At 67.9% G+C, this 14,213-nt stretch carries 11 protein-coding genes; 4 read left to right on the forward strand and 7 right to left on the reverse strand.

Annotated features, from left to right (window positions below):
- The first annotated feature begins 126 nt into the window (after positions 1-126).
- From rsmG to GFH49_RS18645, 4 genes are all read left to right on the forward strand, one after another.
- Positions 127-843: a 16S rRNA (guanine(527)-N(7))-methyltransferase RsmG gene (gene rsmG, locus GFH49_RS18630; protein WP_155057166.1), complete on the forward strand. Its 717-nt coding sequence runs from the start codon at positions 127-129 to the stop codon at positions 841-843.
- Between the two features lie 338 nt (positions 844-1,181).
- Positions 1,182-2,255: a ParA family protein gene (locus GFH49_RS18635; RefSeq protein WP_155057298.1), complete on the forward strand. Its 1,074-nt coding sequence runs from the start codon at positions 1,182-1,184 to the stop codon at positions 2,253-2,255.
- The gene (locus GFH49_RS18640) at positions 2,252-3,352 is read left to right on the forward strand and encodes a ParB/RepB/Spo0J family partition protein (protein ID WP_155057167.1); all 1,101 of its coding nucleotides are present in this window, start codon (positions 2,252-2,254) and stop codon (positions 3,350-3,352) included. Before GFH49_RS18635 ends, GFH49_RS18640 begins: the two co-directional genes overlap by 4 nt.
- 319 nt (positions 3,353-3,671) lie before the next feature.
- Positions 3,672-4,289, forward strand: a complete 618-nt coding sequence (locus GFH49_RS18645) for a GNAT family N-acetyltransferase (protein ID WP_155057170.1) — start codon at positions 3,672-3,674, stop codon at positions 4,287-4,289.
- A 69-nt stretch (positions 4,290-4,358) separates the two neighbouring features.
- Here the strand turns inward: GFH49_RS18645 and trxA are convergent, their stop codons facing one another.
- The 7 genes from trxA to GFH49_RS18680 form a co-directional block, all read right to left on the reverse strand.
- The gene (gene trxA, locus GFH49_RS18650) at positions 4,359-4,691 is read right to left on the reverse strand and encodes a thioredoxin (protein ID WP_123998972.1); all 333 of its coding nucleotides are present in this window, start codon (positions 4,689-4,691) and stop codon (positions 4,359-4,361) included.
- 41 nt (positions 4,692-4,732) lie between these two features.
- Positions 4,733-5,701 carry a thioredoxin-disulfide reductase gene (gene trxB, locus GFH49_RS18655; RefSeq protein ID WP_155057172.1) on the reverse strand — a complete coding sequence of 323 codons (969 nt, stop codon included), beginning with the start codon at positions 5,699-5,701 and terminating at the stop codon, positions 4,733-4,735.
- A 166-nt stretch (positions 5,702-5,867) separates the two neighbouring features.
- Positions 5,868-6,770 (reverse strand): RsmA family anti-sigma factor, encoded by a 903-nt coding sequence (locus GFH49_RS18660; RefSeq protein ID WP_155057174.1) that lies wholly within the window; start codon positions 6,768-6,770, stop codon positions 5,868-5,870.
- A complete protein-coding gene (gene sigM / locus GFH49_RS18665) occupies positions 6,767-7,489 on the reverse strand; it encodes an RNA polymerase sigma factor SigM (protein ID WP_155057176.1) in 723 nt (240 codons plus the stop codon). Before sigM ends, GFH49_RS18660 begins: the two co-directional genes overlap by 4 nt.
- Positions 7,490-7,521: 32 nt before the next feature.
- The gene (locus GFH49_RS18670) at positions 7,522-9,243 is read right to left on the reverse strand and encodes a protein kinase family protein (RefSeq protein ID WP_155057178.1); all 1,722 of its coding nucleotides are present in this window, start codon (positions 9,241-9,243) and stop codon (positions 7,522-7,524) included.
- Positions 9,244-9,381: 138 nt separating this feature from the next.
- Positions 9,382-11,670: a murein biosynthesis integral membrane protein MurJ gene (gene murJ / locus GFH49_RS18675; protein ID WP_155057180.1), complete on the reverse strand. Its 2,289-nt coding sequence runs from the start codon at positions 11,668-11,670 to the stop codon at positions 9,382-9,384.
- A 45-nt stretch (positions 11,671-11,715) separates the two neighbouring features.
- Entirely contained in the window at positions 11,716-14,106 is a 2,391-nt protein-coding gene (locus GFH49_RS18680) for a DUF6049 family protein (protein ID WP_155057181.1), read from the reverse strand.
- Between the last annotated feature and the right edge of the window lie 107 nt (positions 14,107-14,213).

A 14,213-nucleotide genomic window follows, 5' to 3' on the forward strand; every position in this document is an offset into this window, starting at 1 on the left:
CGGTCCCTACGGTCCTCCGGCCCCGTCTGCCCGGCAGGCGGGGCCGAACTTTGTCAGCCTGATAGTTCTGGTGGTTCTCGTGGTCGGCGTTCGGTGCGCCGATGCGGTACGGAAGGACGGTCCCCCGTGACGGAGGCAGCGGAGCTTCCCCCTGCGCCCGAGCAGGCGCGCGAGGTGTTCGGCGATCGCTTCGCTGATGCCGTGCGCTATGCCGAGCTGCTTGCGGAGGCGGGCGTGCAGCGCGGTCTGATCGGCCCGCGTGAGGTGCCCCGCCTCTGGGAGCGACACCTGCTGAACTGTGCGGTGCTCTCCGAGGTCGTGCCCGAGGGGGTGACCGTGTGCGATGTCGGCTCGGGTGCCGGTCTGCCCGGCATTCCTCTGGCTCTCGTCCGGGAGGACCTGAAGATTACGCTGCTGGAGCCGCTGCTGCGCCGCACCAACTTCCTGACCGAGGTCGTGGAGTTGCTGGGGCTCGATCATGTGACGGTCGTGCGCGGTCGAGCCGAGGAAGTCATGGGGAAGCTGGCGCCCGTGCATGTCGTGACGGCTCGTGCTGTGGCGCCACTGGACCGACTGGCCGCGTGGGGCATCCCGTTGCTGCGCCCGTACGGCGAGATGCTCGCGCTCAAGGGCGACGCCGCCGAGGAGGAACTCAAGAGCGCATCCACGGCGCTGAGCAAGCTCGGAGCCGTGGAGACGTCCATCCTCCATGTGGGCGAGGGAGTGGTGGATCCGATGTCCACCGTCGTCCGTGTGGAGGTCGGCGAGAGTCCTGGAGGCGTGCGTTTCGCGGCGAAGCGCGCGAAGGCGGCCCGGACGGGGCGAGCACGTCGTCGCCGTTGAGATGGGTGGGCACAGGAACGGGCGCTACTGATCCGTCCTGACGACGACACGTACTCCACACAAGCTGCCAAACCTACGCATGCCGGAGTGTCGCGACAGTCTGGCCAGGGCTGCTGTGCATCGTGTTTCACGTGAAACGTCGCTCACTGCTGCACGGCATCATCAGTCGCGGCCGCGCCGCGGCCGAACCCCGCGACCGAAGGCCTCTCGGATCCCTCGGTGAGGCGCCAGCTTCCGATTCCGGCGACTCTCGATCCCCCTCAGGGGTCACAGAGTTGTCCACAGAGGTGGAATTCTCCACAGAACAACAGGCCTCACTGGTTCACGACCCCGAAGACATGGGAGGCTCTGTTCATTGCGAGCCTGATGTCGAGGAGAGTGAATCCTTGCGGTCCGACGCCAACATCGCGGGACCGATGACCGATCCGGTCCCCGGTCCCCGTACCGAATCGATGGGGGGCGATGTTTCACGTGAAACACCGCCCCCGATGGACGACACTCCCATCGGTCGTGCTGCCCAACTGGCGGTAGAGGCTCTGGGCCGCGCCGGCGAGGGCCTGCCACGGCCTGAGCAGACCCGGGTCATGGTGGTCGCCAACCAGAAGGGGGGCGTGGGCAAGACGACGACGACCGTCAACCTTGCCGCTTCGCTGGCCCTGCATGGCAGCCGTGTCCTGGTGATCGACCTCGACCCTCAGGGCAATGCGTCCACCGCCCTGGGAATCGACCATCACGCCGAAGTTCCTTCCATCTACGACGTGTTGGTCGAGAGTAGGCCACTTTCGGAAGTCGTTCAGCCGGTCCCTGATGTCGAGGGCCTCTTCTGCGCACCCGCCACAATCGATCTCGCCGGTGCGGAGATCGAGTTGGTGTCTCTGGTGGCCCGGGAAAGTCGGCTGCAACGAGCCATCCAGGCCTACGAGCAGCCGCTGGACTACATCCTCATCGACTGCCCGCCTTCGCTCGGCCTGCTGACGGTCAATGCGCTGGTGGCCGGCGCGGAGGTGCTCATCCCCATCCAGTGCGAGTACTACGCGCTGGAAGGTCTGGGTCAGCTGCTGCGCAATGTCGATCTGGTGCGGGGGCACCTCAACCCCGCCCTTCATGTATCGACGATTCTGCTCACCATGTACGACGGCCGGACGCGTCTGGCGTCCCAGGTCGCGGACGAGGTGCGCAACCACTTCGGCGGCGAGGTGCTGCGGACGAGCATTCCTCGCTCGGTCCGTATCTCCGAGGCGCCGAGCTATGGACAGACGGTGCTGACCTACGATCCCGGATCGAGCGGTGCCCTGTCCTATCTTGAGGCGGCACGAGAAATCGCGTTGAAGGGCGTGGGCGTCAGTTACGAAGCGACGCACGCCCACATCGGTGCCCAGAGCGACCCGAGCATGGTGGAGGGGATCCAGTGAGCGAGCGACGGAGGGGGTTGGGCCGTGGTCTCGGCGCACTGATCCCCGCTGCCCCGACGGAGAAGACGGTGCCTCCAGCGGTGGGGGGCGCTGCTGCCGCGTCCCCGACGGCGGTACCGGTGCTGACGGCCGACCGTGGCGTGGCCGCGGCCAAGGTGGCCACACTGCCGCCTGTTTCACGTGAAACCGAGGAGCCGACGGTGAACGGCGCGGCGGAGGCGCCCGCGCCTCCCATGGGCGCCCACTTCGCGGAGATCCCTCTCGATGCGATCACCCCGAACCCGCGGCAGCCGCGTGAGGTCTTCGACGAAGATGCTCTGCACGAACTTGTCACCTCCATTCAGGAGGTCGGTCTCCTCCAGCCGATCGTCGTACGGCAGATTGGCCCCACTCAGTACGAGCTCATCATGGGCGAGCGGCGCTGGCGGGCCTGTCGTGAGGCCGGCCTCGACGCGATCCCGGCGATCGTACGGGCCACGGACGACGAGAAGCTTCTCCTGGATGCCCTCCTGGAGAACTTGCACCGTGCTCAGCTGAACCCGATCGAAGAGGCGGCTGCCTACGATCAGCTGCTGAAGGACTTCAACTGCACGCACGATCAGCTGGCGGACCGTATCGGCCGGTCCCGCCCGCAGGTCTCCAACACCCTGCGCCTGCTGAAGCTCTCACCGAAGGTCCAGAATCGGGTGGCCGCCGGTGTGCTCTCCGCCGGGCATGCGCGGGCGCTCCTTTCCGTCGACGATCCGGAGGAGCAGGAGAGGCTGGCTTACCGGGTCGTGGCCGAGGGGCTCTCGGTCCGCTCTGTCGAAGAGATCGTGACCCTGATGGGATCCCGCCCGCAGAAGGCCCAGCGTTCCAAGGGGCCGAGGGCTGGAGCCCGGGTCTCTCCGGCTCTGACCGATCTCGCGACTCGTCTCTCGGACCGTTTTGAGACGCGAGTGAAGGTCGACCTGGGACAGAAGAAGGGCAAGATCACGGTCGAGTTCGCCTCGATAGAGGATCTTGAACGCATCCTCGGCTCACTGGCGCCCGGTGAGGGTCCTGTCCTGCAGAAGAGTCTTCTGGACGAGGACGACGCTGAGGATTCCGAAGCCTGAGCCTCCGGCCGCCCGGGTCGTAGGCCGGTCAACAGAGCGGGCCGTGTCCGGTACACACCGGACACGGCCCGCTCTTTGCTTTGTGGCAGTTTCGATCGAATCGCAATCGTGGATACGATGCGTTCGGGTATGGCGCATCCACCCGGCAGTACCTCTCAGGGGAGGCAGGGGTCATGCGAACGGTGAGCCGCACCGGACTGGTGAGCGCGGGCCTGGGACTGGGCGCCGTCGGCGGATTCGTCGGCAGCCTGCTCCGGGAGCGAAGCGCTCTGACGGCCGCCCGCGACGCGGCGGGCGAAGGAAGCGAGGAACAGCCTTCATGGGGCGCCGGCTCGTACCGCTCACGCTGGACAACCTTCAGGACCTCCCCAAGCGCTGTCGCACGTGTGTCTTCTGGGAGCTGGACCCAGTCAGCGGCGAAGCCGCGGTAAAGGCGGGTACCCCGGGCCTGGAGAAGGAAGCCTGGATCTCCGCCGTACTGCTGGACTGGGGATCCTGCGGCCGCGTGGTGTACGTCGACGAGGTGCCTGTGGGTTTCGTGCTCTACGCCCCTCCCGCCTACGTCCCCCGCTCGACGGCGTTTCCCACGAGCCCTGTATCACCCGACGCCGTGCAGTTGATGACCGCATTCATCATGCCGGGCTACCAGGGCCAGGGACTGGGCCGAGTGATGGTGCAGACGGTCGCGAAGGATCTGCTGCGCCGGAGCTTCAAGGCGATCGAAGCTTTCGGTGACGCTCGTTGGTCGGAGCCTGCTTGTGTTCTGCCCGCTGACCATTTGACGGCCGTGGGCTTCAAGACGGTCCGGCCTCACCCCACATATCCGCGATTGCGTCTGGAACTGCGGACGACGCTCTCCTGGAAGGAAGACGTGGAGATGGCGTTGGACCGGTTGCTGGGGGCCGTTCAGAAGGAGCCGGTGCTGCGACCGCTGTAGAGACCCTCCGACAACCGAATGGGCCAGCCTTAAGAGGCTGGCCCATTCGTGTTTCACGTGAAACATCGACTACTCGGCGATGAAGTCCTCAAGGTCGCGGACAATCGCGGCCTTCGGCTTCGCGCCGACGATGGTCTTGGCGACCTCGCCGTTCTGGTAGACGTTCAGCGTCGGGATGGACATGACGCCGTACTTGGCGGCCGTACCCGGGTTTTCATCGATATTCAGCTTGACGATCTCGATCTTGTCGCCGTACTCGGCAGCGATCGCCTCAAGGGAGGGCGCGATCTGGCGGCACGGACCGCACCAGGCGGCCCAGAAGTCCACCAGAACGGGCTTGTCGCTCTTGAGGACGTCCTGCTCGAAAGAGTCGTCGGTTACATGCTTCAGGGTGCCGGCCACGGCGGGCTCCTTAACTGGTCGGTGCGTGGGGCGGATGAGGGTCAGACAGCGGTCTTCTCGGGCTCGGCCTGCTCCTCGTCCGCCAGGGCGGAGAGGAAGCGCTCGGCGTCGAGGGCGGCGGAGCAGCCGGTGCCGGCCGCGGTGATCGCCTGGCGGTAGGTGTGGTCCACGACGTCACCGGCGGCGAAGACACCGGCCAAATTGGTGCGCGTCGAGGGGGCGTCGACCTTCAGATAGCCCTCCTCGTCCAGGTTGAGCTGGCCCTTGAACAGCTCGGTGCGCGGGTCGTGGCCGATTGCGATGAACAGGCCGGTCACCGGCAGGTCCGAGAACTCACCGGTCTTGACGTTGCGCAGCTTCAGGCCGGACAGCTTCTGGTCACCCTGGACTTCGGCCACCTCGCTGTCCCAGATGAAGTTGATCTTCGGGTCGGCGAAGGCGCGCTCCTGCATCGCCTTGGAGGCCCGCAGGGTGTCACGGCGATGCACGATCGTCACGGACTTGGCGAAGCGGGAGAGGAAGGTCGCCTCCTCCATCGCGGTGTCGCCGCCGCCGATCACGGCGATGTCCTGGTCCTTGAAGAAGAAGCCGTCGCATGTGGCGCACCAGGAGACCCCGCGCCCGGAGAGGGCGTCCTCGTTCGGCAGGCCCAGCTTGCGGTGCTGCGAGCCGGTGGCGACGATCACGGCCTTCGCCTGGTGGACCGTGCCGGTGGTGTCCGTGACCGTCTTGATCTCACCGGACAGGTCGACGGCCACCACATCGTCCGGGACGAGCTCGGCACCGAAGCGCTCGGACTGGGCGCGCATGTTGTCCATGAGCTCGGGGCCCATGATGCCGTCCTGGAAGCCCGGGAAGTTCTCCACATCGGTGGTGTTCATCAGGGCGCCACCCGCGGTGACGGCGCCCTCGAACACCAGCGGCTTCAGCGACGCGCGCGCGGTGTACAGCGCCGCCGTGTAGCCGGCGGGCCCTGAGCCGATGATGATCACGTTACGAACGTCGCTCACGGCTTGATTCCTCGTCTCTGGACTCGTCAGTACGGCCGGTGGAGCCCTCTCGAACTCTCACCCCACCCAACGGATCCTAAGGGGCGTGCATTCCCGGTGTGCCCGGGAACACGGAGGGTGGACACCGTACGGGATACCACGCAGGACACAGACGAAGCGTTCGCGTTCAGGAGCGCGTGTAGGACTGCTTCAACAGGACCTTGGCCGTGTTGTCGGGCGACGGGTGGGCGACACACGTGGCGTCCATGACGTAGGCAACGACCCGAGTGGGGTCGGCGGGGTCGGGCAGCACGACGAGCATGGCGTCCGTCCCCTGGAAGGTGCCGTTCTGGGTCGCGATCGCCGTGTCGTTGCTGCCGATGCCTTGCTGGATGCATGGCGGGACTGTGGGCTCCCTGAAGACTTGGGGACCCTCGCTGGCAGGAGCCGACTCCGTACCGAAAGTGCGCGGGGCACGGGAGTCGTTTCCGCGGCCTTGGTCCTCGGCAAGGAGATCGGCGACCTGGTTCTCCAGCTTCCCCTCGGAGAAGGTGTCGGCGGCGGTGTTCGTATCGCTGGACGGATCGCCGTCGTTCAGATACGCCACCAGCGCGGAACCGAAACCCAGAGCGGCCACTGCGAAGACGGCACCGAGGACGGTGGCCCTGCGGCGCATGCCCTTCCTGCGGCCCTTGCGGCCAGGACCCGTGGTCGTGCCGCGGGCGTTCCCTGCGGGACGGGCTACAGACACCGATGTTTCACGTGAAACATGAGCACGGTGGTCGGGCGTGGGAGCGTCGACGGGTGCCGGGTCACTCGCACTATCGGGTGCGGTGGCCTGGAGAAGAGCTTCAGCGGCAAGGGCGGCATCGATACGGCCCGCAACATCGTCGGGCATGCGCTGTGGACCCGGCAGCGTGCCGAGGAGGCACCGGATCTCTTCGAGCGATGCGTGGACATCCGCGCAGAGCACGCACTCGTCCAGATGCCGCTGTACGTCTGCGGTCCGGTCTGGAGCCAGCAGGCCCTCGGTGAGGTCGGAGATCTCAGCGACGTCCGGGTGCCCGGCCGTGTCTGTCGTGGATGTCACGCTCGCCCACCTCCGCCCTTCACAGCTGCTGAATCACTGGGTCCTGTATCGCGGGACCCGGTGTCATGCGGATCCGTTGCTGGTGGGACGGAGGTCCCGTGCATCCGGTTCCGTCCCCGGCCGGGTTCTCTGTCGTCGCCGTCTTCCTGCCGCAGATGAGAGAGGAGGGGCAGGAGCCGGGCTCTGCCGCGGGCGCAGCGGCTCTTCACGGTGCCGGTCGGAACGTCGAGGACACGGGCGGCTTCGGCGACCGGGTAGCCCTGCATGTCCACCAGGACGAGGGCCGCGCGCTGGTCCGGCGGAAGCGTACCGAGCGCTTCGAGGAGCTGGCGGTTGAGATCGTTGCGCTCCGCGGGAGCCGAGGCCGACTCATGCGGCTCCAGCAACTGCTCCAGGCGCTCGGTGTCATCGACCGGAGCGGTCTTGCGTGAGGCCGCCTTGCGGGCGCGGTCGAGGCAGGCGTTCACCGTGATGCGGTGGAGCCATGTCGTGACGGCCGACTGGCCGCGGAAGGTCTGGGCGGCCCTGTAGGCGGAGACAAGGGCGTCCTGGACCGCGTCAGCGGCTTCCTCGCGGTCCCCGAGCGTCCGCAGTGCCACGGCCCAGAGCCGGTCACGGTGGCGCCGTACGAGTTCGCCGAAGGCATCGGGGTCGCCGCTCACATGGCGAGCGAGGAGGTCCTGATCGCTTGCGTCGCCGTATGCGGTGCCATCTGCCATCGGACCCCCTCCCCTGGGATGCGGGTGAGCTGTCAGCCGGTGAACTTCACGTCGGTGATGGCCTGCTTGTAGCCGGCCTGGCTGTAGTTGACGGAATCTTCTCCGGAATACGGCATCGCTGTCAGCCAGACCAGCAGATAGCGACTCTTCACCGGCTTGTCGACCGTCACCTTTGCGGAGGTGCTGCTCGTGGTGGCCTCGCCCAGCTCCTGCATCGAGCTCAACGGTGTGGAGGAATCCAGTGTGTCGGTCGCGTACAGCTTGACGGTGGTGTGATCGCCGCCGTAGCGGAGGGAGAGCGTCGCGGTCGACACCTCCTGAGCGGAGCCGAGGTCGTAGACGATGCCGACACCGGGCTTGATCACTATTTTCGGGCCGTCGTCGTAGCTGTTGGTCCGCCATCCCGTCGTTGTGCTGCTGTCGTACGTCAGGTCCACGTCGCTGGGATGCTGGGCTTCGCCCTCGGCCACGTACTCCTTGGCACCCTCGATGGGGAGCGTCGTGACCGGCTTGGGCTTGTCGGTGTTCTTCTCGTTGTCTTCCGTCGTCTGCGTCTGGTTGGTGTCCTCGGACGTGTTGCCCTGGTCCATGAGCGCATCGGCGAGCTGCCAGCTGCCCAGGCCCAGAGCCGCGATCAGGAGAGCCGAGACGGCCCACTTCAGCGCCTTGCCGGTACGGCTTTGCAGCGGAGGCGGCGGCGCCTGCACCGGCTGGGGGACTCCGGGGCGTGGTGCCTGACGGCCGTACGTGCCCTGATGGTAGGTCGTGCGCTGGTACTCGGGCGGGGCCGTGAACGCCGGCTCCGGTGGGCGGATGCGAGGCATCTCGCCGATCGCCTTCACCAGCTCCTCCGGCGTGGTGCACGGGGACTCGTGGCGGGAGGCGGTCGCACCGTCGTTGGCGAGTGCGCGCATGGCGAGCTCGGACAGACCGCGGTGGACGCCGGCGCGCACCTGGTCGGGGGCGATCAGACCGACGTCCTTGGGCAGCCCGGACAGGCCGTAGGCGTCGCTCTCGTACGGCCAGCGCTGGGTGAGCGCCACGTACAGCAGGGCGCCGATCGACTCCGTGTCGGTGCGCTGCGGGGTGTCGGAACTGATGCCGCGCAGCGCGGCGTTCACCGCGAGGCCGCGGATACGCCACTGACCGGACGAGGTGCGCAGGACGGCGTTGGGGTTCAGGCGCAGATGGGCGAGGCCCTCACGGTGGGCGGCGGCCATCGCGGCGGCCACCTGGCTGACCATCTGGTAGGCGTCGTGCGGCTCCAGTGGCCCGGGAGCGAGGAGCGCGGTCAGCTCGACGGCGTCGGGCAGCCACTCGTGGACGACGTAGACGAGATCGTTCTCCTCGACGGCGTCGAGGACTTGGACGAACCGGGGATCACCGAGCAGGGCGGAGGAGCGGGCCGCCGCCAGGACGGAACGCGCCCGGGTGTGGTCCGCGGGCAGGACGTGGACGCCGACGGCGCGACGGAGCTTCTCGTCCACCGCGCGCCAGCTGCTGAATCCGTCCAGACGGGTGACGCATTCCTCAAGGCGGTAGCGTCTGGCGAGTTTGTGGCCGCTGTGCAGCTCCGGCGGTGAGGCTTTCCCGGGACGCTCGGTCCCGCCGCTCCCCTGTGCCTCGTCGGTGTCCGTGTCCAGCTCCCGATTCTTGGCCACCCCGTCGGCCGTGGACTGGTCCGCCTGTGCGGTCAGCGGCTCGTCGCCGCTGTTGTCTGCCACGTCGACGGCAGCCGTGCTCCGTTCCGCCACCGTCGTTCCTGCCTCCCCATCCATTGCGCGCCGTTCGACTTCCGTCCGCGCTGTCCGACGCCGAAACCAATTGTGCCCACAGTCCGCCGCTATGCACGACACACGGTGGGGGTCGATGGTTGTGCGCCTACCCCGGCCCTAGCGCCCCAGACGCCCGCGGACCATGCCGACGAGTGAGTTCAGCTCCGCGATGCGCATACGACGGGCAGCCACGTAGAAGACGCCCAGCAGTACGGCTCCGCCGGCGAGGAGCGCGGCGAAGGAGCCGATGACGCCCTGGCCGAGCGAGTGGCCGATGGCGTAGCAGGCTGCGCCGCTGAGCAGCGCCGCGGGCACCGAGGCGATGCACAGTCTGGTGTACGTCCGCATCACACGTGTCCCGTCGAGGTCCCCGCCCAGCTTCTTGCGCAGCCGGTTCCAGGCGATGCCGACGCCGATCGCGTAGGCCAGCCCGTACGAGGCCGCCATGCCGACAACGGCCCAGCGGGCCGGGAGCAGGACGTAGCAGAGCACTGACGCTCCTGCGTTGCCCGCGGCCACGATGACCGTGTTGTAGAACGGGGTGCGGGTGTCTTCGTAGGCGTAGAAGGCGCGCAGGACGACGTACTGGATCGAGTAGGGAATCAGGCCGAGGCCGAAGGCCATCAGCATGTAGCCCATGTTCGTTGCTTCGCTCGTGCCGGAGGAGCCGAACATCAGCGTGCACATCGGGATGCCGAGCGACACGAAACCGAAGGCGAGCGGCACGATCGCGACCGCTGTCGTTCGCAGGCCCTGCGAGATGTCGTCACGGATGGCACCCGTGTCGCCCTCGGCCGCCGAGCGGGAGATCCGAGGCAGCAGGGCAGCCATCAGGGAGACGGTGATGATGGCCTGCGGGAGGCCCCAGATGAGCTGGGCGTTGGCATAGGCGCTGAAGCCGGTGCCGGGGACGCCGGAGTCGGTGATGGCCGCGGTGGCGAGCTGCGTCACGACGAGAGCGCCCGCCTGGTTGGCGAGGACGAAGAGAATCGTCCACTTGGCGAGCATCGCGGCCTTGCCGAGGCCGTGGCCCCTCCAGTCGAAGCGGAGCCGGAGCCTGAACCCGGTCTCGCGCAGGTACGGAATCATCGCGAGGGCCTGGACGACGAGCCCGAGGAGGACGCCGACGCCGAGCAGCTGCACACCCTCCGACGGGATGTTCGTGACCTGCATGCCGGAGTGCTCGGCGGTGCCGTACACCCACAGGAACGCGCCCAACGTCACGATGATGACGATGTTGTTCAGGACCGGCGTCCACATCATCGCGCCGAAGCGGCCACGGGCGTTGAGGATCTGCCCCATCACCACGTGGATGCCCATGAAGAAGATCGACGGCAGGAAGTACCGCGTGAACGTGACGGCGGTGTCGTTCGCCGAGGGATCGTTGGCCACGGGGGTCGACAAGGCCCTCACCAGGAGGGGGGCGGCCAGCATGGCGAGCACGGTGAGGACACCGAGGATCACCACGACCAGGGTCAGGAGTCTGTTGGCGTACGCCTCGCCGCCGTCTTTGTCGTCCTTCATGGCCCGGACGAGCTGCGGGACGAACACGGAATTGAGGCCGCCGCCGACGGTCAGAATGTAGATCATCGTCGGCAGCTGGTACGCCACCTGGAACGAGTCGCCCAGCAGGCCCAGGCCCAGCGCCGAGACGATCATCGCGGACCGGACGAACCCGGTGAGCCGGGAGACCATCGTGCCCGCCGCCATGACTGCGCTCGACTTCAGCAGGCCGCCGCTCGCCCGTCTGCGCCTCCTGGTCGCCGCACGGGAGGGCGCGGGAGCAGGGGTCTCAGGTGCGGCGGTCTCAGGCACGGGCGGCGGCGGTGTCGCCGCGGGGTACTGGCCGTACTGTTCCTGCGCCGGGTACTGACCGGGCACCGACGCGGGCTCGTACTGCGGATGGCCGCTGCCTTGCTGCTGGTCCCGGAAGAGATACGCGAAGGCGTCCGGCTCGTGGCGCTGCCCGGAGGAGTAGGCGACGAGGTCGTCGACGCCGACGTACTGGGTGGTGAGGGGATCGTCGCCGTACGGCAGGTACAGGGTCGGGCCGCTCGGCTCGGGAGCCGGGGTCTGGGCCCAGACGTGCGGGTCGGGGGCGTACGGCGACTGCGGCGGCTGGGCGTAGAGCTGCTGTGGTGGCGGGTAGGTGCCCGGGGGAGGTGGCGGGTGCGCGGCGCGGTCGTAGAGCGCCTCGGCGACCGGGTCCTGGGCCGAGAGGTCCTGAGCCCGGTAGGGATCCTGGTTGTAGGGATCCTGGTTGTAGGCGTCCTGGTTGTAGGCGTCCTGGAGGTACATGTCCGCGGGATGCTGCGGCGGCACCTGGCCGTGCTCGGGCGGCAGGTCTTCGGGGTACCCCGAGCTGCCCGCGGGCTGGCCGCGGTCACCGTCGTATGGCGCGTTCATGGTTACCCCACCTCATCAGTCCCGGGCCCACCAGCCACGACATCCTCAACGGTCCACTCTCTCACCCGTGCCGGACGGGTCTGTGCTTTCCGCTGGGGTGTCCGATGTCAGGTCACTCGGCTGCTTCGGGTCGCCTGCCCGGGGTCGGGCGCCAGACTCCTCCTTGAGACGGTCTTCAGGGCCCTCGGGGTTCTGCGGGCTCTCGTCGCTCTCGCCCGCCTCGTCAGGGCCGTCCCCCTCGGCCTCACGGGCGGCGGCGCGCTTGCGCTGGGTATACATCCGGAAGCCGGCCAGGACGAGCAGCAGGACACCGCCGCCGATGACCAGCATGACCGTGGCCGTGAATTCGGTGACCCTCACGTCGAAGGTGACCGGCGCTCCGTACGGCTGGCCGTCCTCTGTGTACAGCTGGGCCATCACCGTCGCTCGGCCGTTGGCCTTGGCCGACGTGGTGAACTTCACCGTCTGGCTGTGCCCGCCGGAGACCGTGACGGGCTGCTCCTCGTAGGAAGCGCCGCCGATCTGGAGCCGGTTCGGGCTGGTGGAGGTGAGGCGCAGCACCAGCTGGTCGACGCTCTGCACCAGGTTGTTCTGCACGGTGACGGGGATCGTGGCGCTGCGTCCGGAGAGCTTGGTCTCGGACTTGTCGATCAGTGTGACCTGGCCGGCGAGGCTGTCGAGATATTCCGCCACGTCGGCGCGGAAGCTTTCCGCCTCGTCGGCACGGCCGCGCCAGGAGGTGGACATCTCACGGTTCATGGCCCGCCCGAAGGGGGTCACGACACGGGACTGGTCGCTGAGGATCACCTTGAAGTTGTCGAGCTTGTCCTGCGTCGTCGCGATCTGCTGGAAGGCCGGCAGCGGCAGCTCCTGCTTACGCAGCGACGAGGGGTAGGCGGATCCCGACGGCACCTTCGTGGTGGCGCCCTCGTCCGGCTCGGCTGCTGCGGCCGCCGTGAGCTCCTGGGACTCGGACCAGGCACCGCCCTGGAGCGTTGTCACCGCCTCGGCCATCGCACGCGCCTGGCTGGCTGTCGGCATGCGCTGCGGTGCGACGACGACGCTGCGCTGTATGTTCGTCTGGAGGTTCATCGTGAGGCTCTGCGCGAGAAACTTCTGCACGGCGAGCGTGGAGGCCGACGCTTTCGTCAGATCGCCCTGGAAGGCCGTCGACAGCCGCGCGTCTGCGACCACCGCGGTGGTGCCCCCGCCGATGGGGCGTGCCGCCGAGGGCGTGTACGGCAGGCCGCCCGTCTCCTCCAGGCTGTCGCTGCGCGCGATCACCTTGTCTGCTCCGGCCGAGGTGGCGACCTTGACGATCGACCGGTCGACGGCTCCGTCCACGGGCCAGGCGAAGTCTGTGATCGGCTGCACGTGGAGGATCGGCTCGACCGTGTTGGCGACGACGTCAGTGGCTTCCTTGAGGTGGCTCAGCGAGCCGGTGACACTGGTGCCGTTGTGGGCGATCGAGGCCAGGTCCGGGTCGGCGAAGGGCAGAGCGACGACCTCCTTGTCGACCACAGCCTCCTGCAGCCTGGCGAGCCACTCTTTCGCGACCGCCTGATGGGTGCCGGCTGTGGTGGTGCCGTCCTCGTTCTTCACCCGGTAGCCGCGTGTCATCGCATCGACCGATGCCAGTAGATCCGGGTCGATCACCCAGGTGACGTCGAGGTTCTTGCCCAGGGACAGGAGCCGGTCCAGCCGGCCGCCCGGGGAGATCTCCTTGGCGAGGTCGTCGTTGAGGAAGACCGGCGTCTGCTGCTCGTTCGATCCTGTCTCCGCCGTCATGTGGACCGTGGAGATCAGCGGCCACAGGACGGTCGTCTTCGTCTTGGTGTCGGCCTCGCCGGACTGCCAGGGCAGGAACGTCCGCTGGATGCCGAGCACCTGCTCCCACGGCTGCGCGGACGTCTCGCCGGAGACTGAGACGGCGAACTGGTAGACCCCGTCCGAGCCGAGATCCAGTTTGTCGACCGGCACGGAGATGCTGAAGTGCTCGGAGACGCCCGGCGTGAGCTTCGAGAACTCCTCGACGTACTCCCCGCCGACCGGTGATCCGTCGAGACCCTCCTGGTAGCCGGTGCGTTGGGCGGCGCTGTCGACGGCCGAGCGGGTGGTCAGTTGCGGGCCCAGGCGTAGATCGACCTCGGCGCCGGTGACGGCCTGCTTGCCGTTGTTGGTCACCGTGCCGGACACGGTCAGGGTGTCGCCCTCTACGGGGGTGCTGGGCGTGAGTGAGTCGACGGCAACAGCCACCGTGCTCGAACCGGAGGCGGCCTTCACGGAGGTCTGCCCGGCGGCGTCCGCAGGCGTGGCTGCGGACAGCTGGATCAGCCCGGTCAGCAGGGGCGCCCCGGCGAGCAGTGCTCCCGTGCGCCGCAGCCACCGGCGGGCAGGTGAGGGACTGATCCCCTGGAATTCTGCCGCCTCGGCCACGCGCTCGTCCGTCCCTCGTCGTCGTCAGTGGTCGTTGGAATGTCCGCCCACGCATGGTAACGATGCGCGCTGAGGGGAAGTGCCGCGGACCGCTCCACAAGATCGGT

This window comes from Streptomyces blattellae (assembly GCF_009709555.1).
Lineage (GTDB): Bacteria > Actinomycetota > Actinomycetes > Streptomycetales > Streptomycetaceae > Streptomyces > Streptomyces blattellae.